The organism is bacterium, assembly GCA_023382385.1.
GTDB lineage: Bacteria > Electryoneota > RPQS01 > RPQS01 > RPQS01 > JABWCQ01.
In genome coordinates, this window is record JAHDVH010000002.1 from 405,744 (window position 1) to 419,749 (window position 14,006).

A 14,006-nucleotide genomic window follows, 5' to 3' on the forward strand; every position below is an offset into this window, starting at 1 on the left:
TCTACTCCGCCTTGACCTTCTTTACTTCTTCCGTAATTTTCGGAATGATTTCGAGCGCGTCGCCGACGATACCGTACGTGGCGACTTTGAAGATGGGCGCGTCGGCGTCCTTGTTGATAGCGACAATCGTGCGGCTGGTGGTCATGCCCGCCAGATGCTGAATCGCACCGCTGATACCGACTGCGACATAAAGACTCGGAGAAACCACTTTGCCGGTCTGACCGACCTGCTCATGATGCGGTCGCCAACCGGCATCCACGACTGCACGTGACGCGCCGACACTGCCGCCCAATGCTCCTGCAAGCTCTTCCAGAATGTGCCAATTCTCCGGCCCCTTCAATCCGCGTCCGCCGCTGACGACAATGTCCGCTTCCGTCACATCGAGCATCCCGCCTTCCTGCATTTTCTCGGCGACAACTTTCGCGCGAATCTTCGAGCCGTCGAGCGTAACGGCCTGCGCAACCACTTCGGCGCCGCCACCGGTTTCAACGGGCAGAAAGGCTTTGGGACGCAGCGTGACGATACCGAGCGGCGCGGTGATCTTCGCCCATAACAGAACTTTTCCGGCGTAGATGGGACGCAACGCGCAGACGGAGTTCCCTTCGACTTTCACATCGGTGCAGTCGGCAAGCAGCGGCGCATTAATGCGCGCGGCCAGACGCGGAGCGACTTCCTTGCCCAACGCGCTGGCACTCAGGACAACTGCGACAGGTTTTTCACTTTTGCAGAGTTCCGCCGCGGCCATTGCGCAGCCTTCGGCGGAAAACGAAGCAAGTTCGGAATTCGTCAACTGAATGACTTTCTTTGCTCCGACATTGCCGAGCGACGCAGCATCGGCGCACTCGCCGAACGTCACGGCGGTAACGGCGGCGTTCAATCCCTGCGCAAGCTTCTTCGCGCCCGTCACCGCTTCGCGCGCGGTGGGCTTCAGCTTGCCGTTCTTGGAATCACAGAAAACGAGAATAGTAGACATGAGAGAAATAGGAAAGTAAGAAAATTGAAGTTAGAAATAGTCAAAAAAAGATGTCGCCTCAACCCGACTGATCCAAGGAAGCTTGCATCTCCGCACGCACCATCAGCTTCACCATGTCGGGAAACGGCATGCGTGCCTCCCAGTCGAGCAGCCGTTTGGCTTTCGCGGGATTGCCGACCAACTGATGTTCTTCTCGCGGTCGGATGAACTCGGGGTTCACTTTCACGAACTGGCGGTAATCCAAATCCAGTTCACCGAACGCCAGTTCGCAGAAGTCGCGCACCGAGTGGGTCTGTCCTGTGGCAATCACGAAATCTTCAGGCGACTTCGTCTGTAGCATCCGCCACATCGCGTCAACATATTCCGGCGCGTAACCCCAGTCACGCCGCGCTTCAAGGTCGCCGAGTTCCAGCGAGTCGGTAAGACCGAGGCTGATGTCCACAGCACCGCAAACGATTTTACGCGTGACGAACTGCAGACTGCGGCGCGGAGATTCATGATTAAAGAGAATACCCGACACGGCGAACAATCCGTATTGCTCGCGGGCCTGCACGGTCAACGCATGACCGAGAGCTTTGGCTTCTCCGTAAGGATTGCGCGGATGCAGAGGCGTTGTTTCCGACTGAGGAGACTCCGTCGCGCTGCCGAAAATTTCCGCGGATGCTGCGTGAAAGAGCTTGATTGCAGGATTCACTCCACGAATCGCGTCAATCAAATTCGTGACCGAGCGTTCAGCAAATTCCAGCACACCTTGCGGGTCCTGAAACGACTTAGGCACGAAGGTCGGGGCCGCCAAGTGATAAATCTCATCAGGCGCCGTCTCGCGCACGACTTGCTCCACGGCCTCCGTGTCGAGCAAATCTGTATCAAGAAGCGTAAGCCGCGAGCGTATCTGCTCGATATTCGCATGGTGCGCGGAGCTTTCGCGCACCATGCCCCATACGTGATAGTCCTTCGCAAGCAGCAGTTCAGCTAAATAGCTTCCGTCCTGTCCGGAAATTCCGGTGATCAGCGCGCGCTTCAACAGCCCTTGCTCAAAATCAGACCACCGCAGTGCCTTTTTCGCGCTGTTCGGATTTCGACCCCGAACCTAACGCCACTCTGACCAGCACGATAGCCATGTCGTCACCGACGGGCATCGTGTCGGACGTGACGCGCTGAAACAGCAATTGCGCAATATCCGGCAGCGGGCGGTCGCGGTTTTCGGAAAGGAAATACTGCAGACGGTCGTAGCCGAACATGTCTTCGAAACCGATTTCCGCTTCGGGAATGCCGTCCGTGTAAAACGCGAGCAGGTCGCCGGGTTCAAGACTGTACTCCATCTGAATGAAGGGGAACATCTCCATGACGCCGAGCATGATGCCGCCCGCATCGAGTTCGATGACGGTGCCGTGCTTGCGAATCAGATAGCCCGGATTGTGTCCCGCGTTGCAGATGGTGAGCATGGAACGGTCGGCGGAGATTTCGGCCATCATCAGCGTCACGAATCTATCCGGCGACGTGCGGCGCACCATTTCGTTGTTCAGGAGCGCGACGATTTCATTGATGGGTCTGCGGTGGCTGGCAATCGCGTGCAGCGTGGCCTGTAGATTCGACATCAGCAGAGCGGCTGGCAAGCCGTGACCGGCGACGTCAGCGACGCAGATCAGCACGCGGCCGTCTTCAAGCGGGAAGAAGTCGTAGTAATCGCCGCCGACGGATTGCATACTCTGATGCAAGCCGAGCACCTGCAGTCCGCGAACTTCCATCGGACCTTTGGGCAGTAGTTTCTGCTGGACCTGCCGCGCGCTTTCCAGCTCCTGCGCGTATTCTTCGGCCTGCTTGCGGCGGCGCTTATCGCGCTGTCTCAATTCCCAGATCGCGAAGCCGCCCAGGATAGCGCTGATGAGTGCGATGCCGATCGCCCAACGTGCGGCCTTCGGCCACTTCTTGAAGGAACTCAGAGCGGTGCGTTCTATCGGTCGCGCAATGCGATAGGCAAGATAGACGGTTTCCTGCGACGGATTGTAGAAGTAGAGTCCAAGCAGGCGATGGCTTGCGTCCCGCACGGGTCTGCCTTGAAAAGTCGCCTGCGGTGGACGCAGCGTCTGTGCAGGCGGGAGCGGAATCGTGTTTGGATAATTTCGGCTGGTCGGCGTGAAGGTGCGCACGCTCTTGGAGAGCGGCAAATCGGTCCTTGCCCAGAAGCGGTCGTTGGGCGCCTGCGGGAAGACGTACACGGCTTCATCGTACTGCCAGGCATACAATGTTCCTTCGACATTCTTTCCCGATGCGCTTTCGACAAACCACGAGATGGCTTTGGTCGGAGCCTTTGCTTCGGGTAGTCCGGCAAGCGGTGTGGTCGTCGTCACATGCATCTTCGGCGCGGAGAATGCCAGCGAAAGCTCAAGGAACGATGTATCATACTGCGCGGCATTGGCCAAGTTGCTGCGGCGCCAGAGATAGAGCGAATCGCGTTGTTCATACACTTGCCGCAGAATTGCCACGATAGACGTGTCCACACCGCTGACGCGCAACGCCTGCGCGGCATACTTGGCTTTCGGCGGCAGAACCTCTTGCGAGAGTTCTTGAGAACGCGCAACGGAATAGGGCGGCACGGCGACACATTGCCACGGTGAGTGTTCAATCTGCGTGGAGATGCGCGCTTCGCGCGGCAGCCACGCGGGCGGCGCGCTGCCCGGAGCGCGATGAAAGACGATTTCTCCTGCTTCTGGAATATCACACTCAAGTCTCAGCGTGAAGCTGCCGCCGCGTTTAGCCATATCGCGCAGCGAAATCGTGCCGGCGTCACCAAGCCAGCGCTTGACAGTGACCTGTCCGGGAAGTGAATCACCCGCCGGAGTGGTCGCCCAAAAGCGCACGAGGTCTGTCGGCAGTTCGAGATCAACGATAGTCTGAAAGCGCGTGGTGTCGGGCAGCTTGAATTCATAATCCACAACGAAGCGATCACCCGCCGCAAGCGGTACCACGTTGCGCTCGACGGACTTCACGGGAAACGGTGTGCGCCCGCTCTTGCCGAACTTCGGCCACGCGGCCAACAGCACAGGTCGTGAGCGCTGTCCGGTCTTGCGCACGGTGATGCGATATTGCGCGTCGCTCTCGATCTTCAGATTTTCCTGCAGGTCGGTGCGCTCGGCTTCGATGGTGCGCGACCAGACCTCGCCCGCCAAATTGGAGCTGATGCTCACGCGCGTTTCCCCGTCGCCCTGTTGACCTGATTCAGCCAGCAGCGACCATTGCAGAACGTCGCCTTTAAGCAGCGACATCTCGATGCTGACCGAATCGTCCGGCATCAGCAATTGGCTGTGCATTCCGGAAAGCGGCGTCTGTGCAAACGCTGATATACAGCAGCAGAGAAACAGCAGGAGGGGCATCATGTGACTTCGGATTAGGCTTCGCTCTCGTCTGTGAGTTTACGTGTATACCACGAACGTTCTTCACCCTCGAACTTCACGGGTTTATAGTTATCGAGAATCTGCGCGTGCGATACATCGGTGAACTCGGTGTCCACCACTTCGAACGGTCCTTCGCCCGTGCACTCGATGGCGTGCGGCGTCGTATCGCTGATGGTGCTGTGCAGCACGCGCACTTCGTCACAGCCTTCGGCGATGACCCCGCTGCCTCCGCAGCGCTCAATCAGCGAATTGTCCACGAGCACGTTGATGCCGTGCTTTGCCAGCAGTCCCCCGCGTTCGGCTTCGCCGAGCGAACTGTTCGCAACAGTCACTCTCGTGCCGGAGTCGGCCGCGATGGAATACTTCCCGCCTTCGATGGAACAGAACCGGACATCCATACTGCCGGACTTCACGTGAATCACCGGCTGCGTGCGGACTTTCCCGACCAGCGTCATGTTCTTGATGACCAGCGTCTGCGCGGTCGAAACGACGACCGAATCGCGCTCGGTCGTGAGCTTGACGTCGTCATGCGCTCCAAAGCCGACCAGTTCGAGGTCTTTGTCTATCAGAAGCGACTCGCTGTATATGCCCGGGTGAACTTGAATCAAATCACCGGGTGCGGCGGCGGCTATGGCGGATGAAATGGTGCCGTGCGAGCCGGCACCGGCGGAACCTACATAGTGCACAGTGCGAGTGTCGGACATTGGCGAATCCTAAGTTAGAAAATTGGTAGCAGAAAGAGTGGATTATTCATCCCAGTTCACGAGGCCTGTGGCAATGTCATAGTACGCACGGACGATAGACAGTGAGCCGTGTTCGAGCGCTTCGTGTATCGCCGGAGACTGCTGCGGAAGTTGGGTGACGAGGTTGCGGGTGTTTTGTTTGGAGACTTCCGCCGCGAGTTCCGCGCCGGCGTAACCCTGTTTGCGCTTCTCGATGACCAGCGTGCCGAGTCGCGCAATCACAGCCGAGACGGCGCCGCGCAAGGGCAAATCGGAGACTGCCGCTTCGATGGCTCCGCAGTGCGAATGCGCCATGACGACCACAAGTTTGACCCCGAGCGCTTCGACGGCGAATTCGACGGAACCGACCACTTCGGGAGTGAGAATCGTTCCCGCGACCCGCACGACAAACAAATCACCCTGCGTTTGGTCAAACAATATCTCCGGCGAAACGCGCGAGTCCGAGCAGGTGATGATACAGGCGAACGGTGCCTGCTGTTGGGCGAGCTTCGCACGCAAACTCGCATCGGCCCGCCACGGTGCGGGAGTGCCGTTGACATAGCGGAGATTGCCGTCACGCAACGCCGCGAGAGCCGCAGAAGGAGAACTCAACATCGCTCGGGCGAGTTTTGTTACAGCACCTTGGCTTCTTCGCGAAGCTTCTGAATCAGAACGGGAACAGCTTCAACGCCGGTGCCGAGCATCTGACCGGGCTGACGTTCCGGCTTGGGCAGCACTTCCATGGCTTCCACCTGCACAGGACCGCTGTCGGCAGCGACTTCGTCAATCGGTTTCTTCTTGGCGGCCATAATGCCTTTGAGCGATGCGTAGCGCGGCTCGTTCAAGCCCTTCTGTGTTCCGATGACGCAGGGCATGGGTGTTTCAACGATGAGCAGCCCGCCTTCGATTTCGCGCTCGCAGACGAGCTTGCCGTCTTTCTGTTCGAGCTTGACGACCACACTGACAGACGGCAGGTCGAGCAATTCGGCGACCATCATTCCGACCGCGTGGTTGTCGTGGTCAATGGCGGATTTTCCGCAGAGGATTAAGTCATACGACAGCCCTTTGACAGCGGCAGCTAACGCTCGCGCGGTCGCCAGCGCGTCGAATCCGGTCTGGCCTTTGACATGCACACCGCGATCAACACCCATCGCGAGCGCGTTGCGCAGCACCTTGGGTACTTCGTCACCACCCACGCTGACGGCCACAACTTCGCCTGAGCCTGCGGCATCGCGCAGTTTCAGAGCTTCTTCCACAGCAAATTCATCAAACGGATTGAGCACCCACGTCACGCCGTCGAGGTTGACATTTTTCCCGTCGGTGGTGGGGCGGATGGTGGCCTCGCTGTCCGCGACGGCCTTAAGCAAGAGGACAATATTCACAGTCGGTCAACAAATACAGTAAAATGAAAGGTTTTGAATTCTTCTACAACTTAATATGTTAGCGATTTTTGCTCAGAGTTTCAAGCATTTTCAACACTTCGCATCCAAATCCAGTCCGCCCGCGTGGCCACGATGGCCAACGTGCCGACAATCACGAGGATCACAAACAGTCCGGCTGAGATTCCAAATCCGGTCCAGATCAGGGCCAACCCCAGATAGCCGCCCAGCACGAGTGCGTGAAACAGCAGAACTCCAAGTATTCCCACCCGCAGCATCAGCCACCCCGCCATCAGCGACCAGACCACCCACTGCGCGGCGCCCAGCGAGAGCCAATTGTGTGTGTCGAAGCCGACAAAGTAGGAAGCCGTGACGGCCATCAACACCAGAGCGGTGAAGGTGCCGCGCACCCAGAAAATCAGCAGGGGAAAGAGCCACAATCTGAAAATCAGCTCTTCCCAGAGCACCAGCTTCGCGACGAGCACCGGCGCGGCGGCAATCGGTGCAGGAGTTCCGAGAATCTCGGCCATCAGCGGCAACGCCTGTCCCGCAATACCGCCCGGTTCTTCGAGATTGCCGAGCGTTGCCTCGGCAGCGAGAAAGAGCGCGGCGGCGGGCAAGGCCCAGCGTGCGGATTGAATCCATGCTCCGGTCCAGCCGCGATGTGAAGGGGCGATGCGCGTAAGGGTGGTGATGTTCGGCAGGAGGTCGCGCGAAATGGATTCGCCGGATGCAACAATCAAGGTGATGAGAATGCCGCTTTGCAGCGCATCCACTGCGGCGGCGAGCACCACGCGTTTAACGAAATCCTCGGCACCGCTTCCTCCGGGCACCAGCAGCGCGGCCTGCGAAATGGTTAGCGCGCGCGCCGCCAGCACAATCAGCATGGCGATGACTCCCCACCACATGCCGCGTCGCCACGAAATCGGATGTCGGTGATGCAGAATAATCTGAAACACGCCGAAGACTATCAGCGCAAAGCCCAACAGTCTCAGACGTGCGCCGGGCGGACGTGCATCGAGCGGCACCACTTCCGGTGACGGTCGGGCCTCAAACTCTGTAATAGTGCGTCCTGCGAGCTTGACGCGCAGCAGGTTGCCGTGCGGTGAACCGTCCAACAATCGAAACGTGTAGTGCCAATCATGACGGAGCGGCAACTTCGCAAGCGAGTCTTTGAGCAGCTCCACGCGATCTGAACCGATACCCAATCCGGTGGCCAACTGTTCGTAGACAAGCAGCAGTGCGTCGCTCTTGGTCAGCTCGAAACCCGGATCAAGATCGTCGAGGTCGTGCTTGACCTTGTAGATGTTTCCCGCGGGCGAAACGTGAATCGTCCAGCTGTCGTCGCGGGTGCTCAGAAAGTAGCGGTTGACATAACCGATTGCCGGACTGAAGCTGAAGCCGGCGGGGTCGCGCTCGGCATTCCAGATACCGTCGTGACGGTATTCGGTCGCCTGAATGAGCGTGTATTCGTCAAGCTCCACACCTTGCTTGAAGAGAAACTCCTCGGCAATCGAAATCGCTTCGTCGGGTCTGAGCCATTCCCACCTCCACGGTTTGCAGGTCACGCCGACCGCCAGCACGGCGAGCACATAGAGCAACGTGCGCGTGGCCATCGAACGCACGAGCACGGGAAACCATTGGCGCGCGCGTTTCTTAAGCTCACGCCGCGTGAACTGCGTGATTTCCGAAGGAGTAGTCAAGAAGGTTGTTTCGCTTTGCGGGATTGAAGCTCGCTGCTCCCGTTCCGCGGGCGGAGTGCTATTCTCTTACCAGTAGAACGTGAATCGCTTTGACGATGACTTTCACGTGGTCACCCGGCTGGATGCCGAGGTCGTGCAGCGAATCGGTGGTCAGGACCGAACTCATCAGCACGCGGTCGTTGACTTCGAGATTCACCTGCGACATCACGTCGCCTTTTTTGATATCGGTGACGCGCGCGGGGATTTTGTTCTTGGCTCCGTATTTCATTTCTGCATCCTTCAAGCACTGCGGTTTGGAGTTATTTAGCGGTCAATAATAAATGAGCGACGCGTCTCCTTTGCCTTCGCGCAGGATGACGGGCTCGTTGGGGTCAGTGCAGTCCACAACCGTGGAAGCCACGTTGTCAATGACACCGCTGTCGAGAATCACGGCTATGGCGTCACCCCAATGTTCTTCAATTTCCTGCGGGTCGTTCATGGATTCGCCGTCGCGGTCGGTGACGGACGTTGACAGAATCGGACGGCCGAAGGCCTTCAGAAGTTCGCGGCAGACCGGATGGTCCGGCACTCGCAAGCCGACTGTTTTCTGTTTGGTCAGCAGGAGCTTCGGCACTTCTCGCGTTGCGGGGAGAATGAACGTATACGGACCGGGCAGGCAGCGCTTGAGCATTTTGTAGACGGGAGTCTCGACACGTGCGAAGGTGCTGATATCGGAGAGGTCGGCGCAGAGAAACGACAGGGCGTGATATTTGGAGTAGCCTTTCAGCGCGAGTGCGCGCTCCATCGCGTCTTTGCGGTGAATGTCGCAGCCCAGCCCGTAGACTGTATCGGTGGCATAGGCAATCAACTCGCCCTGTTCGAGCGCGTGAATCGCTTTTTGAATCGCGCGTGGATTCGGATTATCGGGGTGCGTCTCGTAAATCATTCCAACTTAAACCGACATGAACGAATGTGGTTACCTTGCAATCATCTTGACTTCTCTCAACAAACCGTATCAAAGTATTTCGGTTACATTGTCGTACAGCATTGGGAGACAATCCTGTCTCAATCGAAACTTCGTTCCGTGGTTATGCCCCGTTCGCGCGTCGAAATCTATAAGTAGTTTCCCTTCCTCAAGTGCACGCAGAAAACCTTCAAAATTCATCCGCTCCAACATCATCACCTTTTTATAGTGGTAGTACTCCTGCTTCCGTTCAATCTTTACTTCTGCTTGAACATAGAAAGTGTTCAGGAGCTTTGTGCCCGCCTTGTGACTGAGATCATCAAAACCCCAATATGGCTGCGGATCCAATTCCGCGAGACCAATTCGGTGCCTTACTTGTTCCAGCCACGCCTCATGGCGGGAGTCAACACTTCGCGAATCGAATGAGATCAATATTTTTCTCTGCCCGCGGTCGATCAGAACTCCAAAACCTCTGTCACTTCTAGACATGCCATGAATAGTTTGTCGGAAACTCATTTCATTGTCGTCATATTTTTTGCCTGCTTCTTGATGTCGCCATCCGTACTTCGGAAGCAGAACTTTCGGCACAAAACGCACCGCTCGAGGTGACGGCTCAATATGAAACAGTGTCGTGAGTGAAGAGGTTCCGAGTCGCTGTGTCTTTAGTTCCCATTCCGCAGCATTTGGGATTGGCAAGTTATTCTCTTCTATTCCAAGTAACTCTTCAAGTGTGTTGCCAATTCCGCCGTGATTCCCTTTGCGAGCATTGGGGACAAATCCTGCTGCAGAGATATCTTTAAGGCGTGCAATCAGGTCTGACTTTGTGAATACTACTTGATCCTTTTTCATTATGTCACCAGAGTTTTGCCTGTTGCATGTGCGCCTTCACCCGTCGTCTCGCCATTTCACAGTATTCAGGTGAAACATCTATTCCAATGTAATGTCTATTCAAGTTCAATGCAGATATTGCAGTTGTTCCTGAGCCCATGAAGGGGTCTAACACTATCTTTGCAGCCGTACTTGATATTATCCTGTCTATTAGAATAACAGGGAATGCTGCAGGATGCTCATTCTTCATTTCTTGAGTAAATTCCCAGACATCGCCGTAAGCGTTTGCTTTATCAACTAATCGGAACTTCTTCTTTGCAATAACGTAAATGACTTCATACGTTGGTAAGAAATAGCCGGGGTTGAAGTTTAGGCCGCCTTTACGTTTCCAGATGATAATCTGGCGCACCGGAAATCCAGAAATAATGTCTTGCCTGTCCTGCAATAAACCTGCTTGAACACGCCATTTGTGGTTGTAGAAGATCGCTCCGTCCTCTGGTATGATCCGCAGCATCTCTTCAAGGCACCGCCGCTGCCACTGGACATACTCTTCGTGGGGCATACAATCATTGTGGTGCGAATAACCATTTTGTAGCGCAGCATTGGCCCATTTGCCTCCTCGTCCATCTTTCATCCCATTCCCTGTTGAGTTCTTTAGGTTGTATGGAGGAGAGGTAACAATGAGCTCCACTGATCCATCTGGAATCTGCCTCATAACATCAACTGCGTTTCCGCAGATAATCTTATCAACGAAATCTTTTGGATAAGCAAGGTTTTTCATCTCAGAACACCAACTACAGAATCCTTGGTTTGATAGTAAACTGCTAGGCAAAGCCATTGAGGTCAGGAAAGACTTGCAGGTTAGGAAACGGACAGTTCTAAATGTAACCTTCAAATTCCGAGTTTGCAAGCCCATAAGGACGAAAAAGCCCGAAGCGCGGGGCTTCGGGCAAAGAAACTCAAGATGTTGCGGAGCTTAGTGGTCGTCGCTGTGCACTGTTGTGCTGGCAAAGCCCGGGAAGGACTCGGTCTCCTCAAAGACATAGTCCATCGGATTGACGGCCACACCATTGACGCGCACTTCGTAGTGCAGATGCGGTGCGGTCGAGCGGCCCGTCGAACCGACCTGCCCGATCACCATACCCTTTGTGACCTTCTGACCCTTGCGCACGAGAATCTTGTGCAGGTGGCCATACGCAGTCTGAATGCCTCCGCCGTGATCCACCACGATAAACTGACCGTAGTTATAATAGCGGCCGGCATAGATGACCGTTCCGGCTGCCGAAGACTTAACGGGCGTGCCGCGCGGCGCGGAAATATCAAGACCGTCGTGATGCGTGGTCTTCTTCGTGAACGGATCCAGCCTCACGCCAAAACCGGACGAGAAATACCCTGTGTCACAGGGACGCAGGGTCGGCAGATGCTCCAGCAGAGCCTGATTCTGCTCAAGCTTGCTGTGGATTTCGCGGAAGCTGGTGCGCTGCAAATCCAGCTCGCGGTCCAGCTTGTTCAGAATCTCGTTGATTTCCTGCGCTTCGGGAACCAGCGGCCCCGGGGGTAGAATCTCAACCGTTCCGCCCACCCCGACATTCCGCACGTCCTGCGGCAGGAGCGGCAGATCGGCCATCAGGCGCAGCATATTGTCCGTCTCGGCGAGCGTCGAAAGTCGCTGCTCAACCGACTTTATCTTGGTGTCAAACTTCGCAAGTTGTTCCCGCAGGGCACGATTCTCGGCTTCCAGCTGCTCACGGCCGGTCTCCTTGGCAATCCGGCTGGCGAGAAATCCAGTCACTCCATTGAAGAGGAGGAAACTCGCCACGAGGCCTGCGAGGAGAGCTTTCGCGCGAGCCCGAGTAAAAGTGAATTCGACTTTCTTACTCAGGTCGTGGGATAGTAATATTAATGAAAACTTGCGATTCGCCATCAAACTCCGAACTTATTCACCGCAATATCTGGGGCTGCATGGGGATGCAGAACTCAACAACTTGCGGTAGAATCAGAATAATCTATAGAATTCGTTGCCGCAGTTGCGACTGTTAGTTATTTGTTTTGATTCAGCTTAGGAATCGTTTTCGCAGTTCGCGAAAGATGCCTGAAAGTAACAAAAAAATAGCTACTTGTCAAGCCGATTTCTTGCAAAAGTGAGACCAAATTTGCCCACTTTTCGCTGACCCGGCTTTGCTTGCTTGGGTCAGTTCAAAAGCGTATCTTCGAAATGTCGGAAATTCTGAAAACTCAAGGTGTCATGGCGAGACGGCTGTCAGCTCAGATCCGAGCGAAAAATCAGATCACCCTTCCCAAGCGACTGGTTGACCATGTTGACCTGAAAGAGGGTGATTTTCTTGACTTTGAGCTTGTGACAACCGCGCGCTCCGTTCCGGCGGGCGTTATTATTCTGCACAAGAAGCGCTTGGCGGATGATCCGCTGCCGAACGAACCTCTGCCAGCAGAACGGGAAGAAAACGAGTTTCCGGGTGTGAAAACCGCGATAGCCGAGCTGAAGAAGCGGCTTTAGTTCAGCGAACAGCCGCAACCGCCACCGTGGCAGGTGCCACGAGGTTCGCCGCACATGCCAAGTCCATCAGAATCTTTGCTTTGCGGCGCAGCGGTTAGTGAGAAGAGTTTGGTGAATTTGCGTTCGCCTTCGCAATTGGGACAATAGCCTTCGGCGCGATTCTTGACCGTAGCCTCCAGAATCTCGACTACGTTTCCGCAGGTTTCGCACTTATACTCGTAGAGTGGCATAATCTACCTTTTTGTTTATATTGATTTTGTGAAATGACAAACAAAGAACTTGTGGCAGCCATTGCGGCCCGGACAGCCCTTTCTCAACAAACTTCTCTTGAAGTCCTGCAGGTGGTCATCGAAACGATTAAAGACACCGTTTGGGACGGAGACCGCGTGAATTTATCGGATTTCGGGTCGTTCTATCTTGCAGAACGCAAAGCCCGCACCGGTCGTAACCCACGCACCGGAGAGGAAATGCTCATCCCCGCATCGAAGTTCCCGAAGTTCGTGCCGGCCAAGAAGTTCAAGGACCTCGTTCGCTAAACCCGGAAGTCAGAGCATATGAAACTCGCACAACTCCTTGTCCCCCTGTTGCTGTATTCCGGTGCGGTCCGTGCTGAAGGTACGGAATTTTCCGTAAAGACAACAAATCCGAAGAACCTCGTGCAGTTCGTCTCCAACGCCCCATTGGAGAAGATAGTGGGCCGAACGCGCGATGTCAGTGGCAAAGTCACATTAGATTTGGGTAACCTGAAATCCGGCGCGAAAGGCACGATTCGAGTGTCGCTGAAGGAACTGGACACGGGGTTGTCGCTGCGGAACGAGCATATGCGGGTGAATCACCTCGACACGAAGAGTTATCCCGACGCCGTGTTTACGGTGAAAGACATTTTTTCGGCTGACCCGACGAACATTTCGGGCGGCGGCTCGGCGGCGATCTTAGTGCAGGGGGACTTGGACCTGCATGGCGTAAAAAAGGAGTACGAGATTCTGGGGTCACTGACCTACACACCGGCAACTTCCACGCTGAGCGTTCGCTGTCAGTGGCCGATTAGTTTGATGGATCATCAGATTCCGCGACCGGAGTTCCTGTTCATGCGTCTGTCCGACACACAGGAAATCACGGTAGAGATAGAATTATCACAATAGTATACGAGGCACACATGGAAAAAGGACACGGCGAAGTGCTGATTGTCACCACAATAGATCATGATCACAAAGCAGAGGCTTTTTCGAGAGGATTAGTGGAGAAGCGATTAGCGGCATGTGTGACAAGGTTACCCGGCGCATCCTCGATGTATCGCTGGGAGTTTACGGAAGTGACGGATAATCCGGAAATTGTTTTGTTGATCAAGACACATCACACACGGTTGGCCGAAGTCAAGCGTTATTTTGACGAAGCACACCCGTATACGGAGCCGGAGATCCTGGTGTTTCAGGTGGATGAAATCGGCGAAGCGTATCGCAACTGGCTGATGAAAGAGATCGGATTATAGTCGTCTCGGGGAACCTTTCATCGCTGAAACGCGTGCAAACTATAGGCAAGGCACAAAAC

The 14,006-nt window shown here is 55.4% G+C and carries 17 protein-coding genes; 4 read left to right on the forward strand and 13 right to left on the reverse strand.

Annotation, left to right across the window (positions count from 1 at the left end; translation table 11 throughout):
- Position 1: 1 nt before the first annotated feature.
- The 12 genes from KJZ99_05925 to KJZ99_05980 all read right to left on the reverse strand — a co-directional run bounded on the left by KJZ99_05925 (position 2) and on the right by KJZ99_05980 (position 11,762).
- Positions 2 to 973, reverse strand: coding sequence for an electron transfer flavoprotein subunit alpha/FixB family protein (locus KJZ99_05925; protein ID MCL4305431.1), 972 nt, complete (start codon positions 971 to 973; stop codon positions 2 to 4).
- Positions 974 to 1,031: 58 nt separating this feature from the next.
- A complete protein-coding gene (locus KJZ99_05930; GenBank protein MCL4305432.1) occupies positions 1,032 to 2,000 on the reverse strand; it encodes a GDP-mannose 4,6-dehydratase in 969 nt (322 codons plus the stop codon).
- A 13-nt stretch (positions 2,001 to 2,013) separates the two neighbouring features.
- Positions 2,014 to 4,350 carry a PP2C family protein-serine/threonine phosphatase gene (locus tag KJZ99_05935; protein MCL4305433.1) on the reverse strand — a complete coding sequence of 779 codons (2,337 nt, stop codon included), beginning with the start codon at positions 4,348 to 4,350 and terminating at the stop codon, positions 2,014 to 2,016.
- 11 nt (positions 4,351 to 4,361) lie between these two features.
- The gene (locus tag KJZ99_05940) at positions 4,362 to 5,072 is read right to left on the reverse strand and encodes a right-handed parallel beta-helix repeat-containing protein (protein MCL4305434.1); all 711 of its coding nucleotides are present in this window, start codon (positions 5,070 to 5,072) and stop codon (positions 4,362 to 4,364) included.
- A gap of 42 nt (positions 5,073 to 5,114) precedes the next feature.
- On the reverse strand, positions 5,115 to 5,705 hold the full coding sequence (locus KJZ99_05945) for a carbonic anhydrase (protein MCL4305435.1): 591 nt from the start codon (positions 5,703 to 5,705) through the stop codon (positions 5,115 to 5,117).
- Between the two features lie 17 nt (positions 5,706 to 5,722).
- Entirely contained in the window at positions 5,723 to 6,472 is a 750-nt protein-coding gene (locus KJZ99_05950) for an electron transfer flavoprotein subunit beta/FixA family protein (GenBank protein ID MCL4305436.1), read from the reverse strand.
- An 80-nt stretch (positions 6,473 to 6,552) separates the two neighbouring features.
- Positions 6,553 to 8,172, reverse strand: coding sequence for a hypothetical protein (locus tag KJZ99_05955; GenBank protein MCL4305437.1), 1,620 nt, complete (start codon positions 8,170 to 8,172; stop codon positions 6,553 to 6,555).
- A gap of 58 nt (positions 8,173 to 8,230) precedes the next feature.
- The gene (locus KJZ99_05960) at positions 8,231 to 8,440 is read right to left on the reverse strand and encodes a TOBE domain-containing protein (GenBank protein MCL4305438.1); all 210 of its coding nucleotides are present in this window, start codon (positions 8,438 to 8,440) and stop codon (positions 8,231 to 8,233) included.
- A gap of 42 nt (positions 8,441 to 8,482) precedes the next feature.
- Positions 8,483 to 9,097 carry a threonylcarbamoyl-AMP synthase gene (locus KJZ99_05965; protein MCL4305439.1) on the reverse strand — a complete coding sequence of 205 codons (615 nt, stop codon included), beginning with the start codon at positions 9,095 to 9,097 and terminating at the stop codon, positions 8,483 to 8,485.
- 69 nt (positions 9,098 to 9,166) lie between these two features.
- A complete protein-coding gene (locus KJZ99_05970) occupies positions 9,167 to 9,964 on the reverse strand; it encodes an MvaI/BcnI restriction endonuclease family protein (protein MCL4305440.1) in 798 nt (265 codons plus the stop codon).
- Positions 9,965 to 9,968: 4 nt separating this feature from the next.
- Positions 9,969 to 10,724 (reverse strand): site-specific DNA-methyltransferase, encoded by a 756-nt coding sequence (locus KJZ99_05975; protein MCL4305441.1) that lies wholly within the window; start codon positions 10,722 to 10,724, stop codon positions 9,969 to 9,971.
- A gap of 195 nt (positions 10,725 to 10,919) precedes the next feature.
- Positions 10,920 to 11,762, reverse strand: coding sequence for a M23 family metallopeptidase (locus tag KJZ99_05980; GenBank protein MCL4305442.1), 843 nt, complete (start codon positions 11,760 to 11,762; stop codon positions 10,920 to 10,922).
- A gap of 426 nt (positions 11,763 to 12,188) precedes the next feature.
- On the opposite strand from KJZ99_05980, the gene KJZ99_05985 reads away from it, so the two are divergent.
- Positions 12,189 to 12,458, forward strand: coding sequence for an AbrB/MazE/SpoVT family DNA-binding domain-containing protein (locus KJZ99_05985; protein MCL4305443.1), 270 nt, complete (start codon positions 12,189 to 12,191; stop codon positions 12,456 to 12,458).
- Here the strand turns inward: KJZ99_05985 and KJZ99_05990 are convergent.
- Positions 12,455 to 12,688, reverse strand: a complete 234-nt coding sequence (locus KJZ99_05990; GenBank protein MCL4305444.1) for a zinc ribbon domain-containing protein — start codon at positions 12,686 to 12,688, stop codon at positions 12,455 to 12,457. The genes KJZ99_05985 and KJZ99_05990 overlap by 4 nt on opposite strands.
- A 33-nt stretch (positions 12,689 to 12,721) precedes the next feature.
- On the opposite strand from KJZ99_05990, the gene KJZ99_05995 reads away from it, so the two are divergent.
- The 3 genes from KJZ99_05995 to cutA are packed head-to-tail and all read left to right on the forward strand — an operon-like array spanning position 12,722 to position 13,947.
- Positions 12,722 to 12,994, forward strand: a complete 273-nt coding sequence (locus KJZ99_05995) for an HU family DNA-binding protein (protein MCL4305445.1) — start codon at positions 12,722 to 12,724, stop codon at positions 12,992 to 12,994.
- Positions 12,995 to 13,012: 18 nt separating this feature from the next.
- Positions 13,013 to 13,600, forward strand: a complete 588-nt coding sequence (locus tag KJZ99_06000; protein ID MCL4305446.1) for a YceI family protein — start codon at positions 13,013 to 13,015, stop codon at positions 13,598 to 13,600.
- 14 nt (positions 13,601 to 13,614) lie between these two features.
- A complete protein-coding gene (gene cutA, locus KJZ99_06005) occupies positions 13,615 to 13,947 on the forward strand; it encodes a divalent cation tolerance protein CutA (protein ID MCL4305447.1) in 333 nt (110 codons plus the stop codon).
- Positions 13,948 to 14,006: the final 59 nt, after the last annotated feature.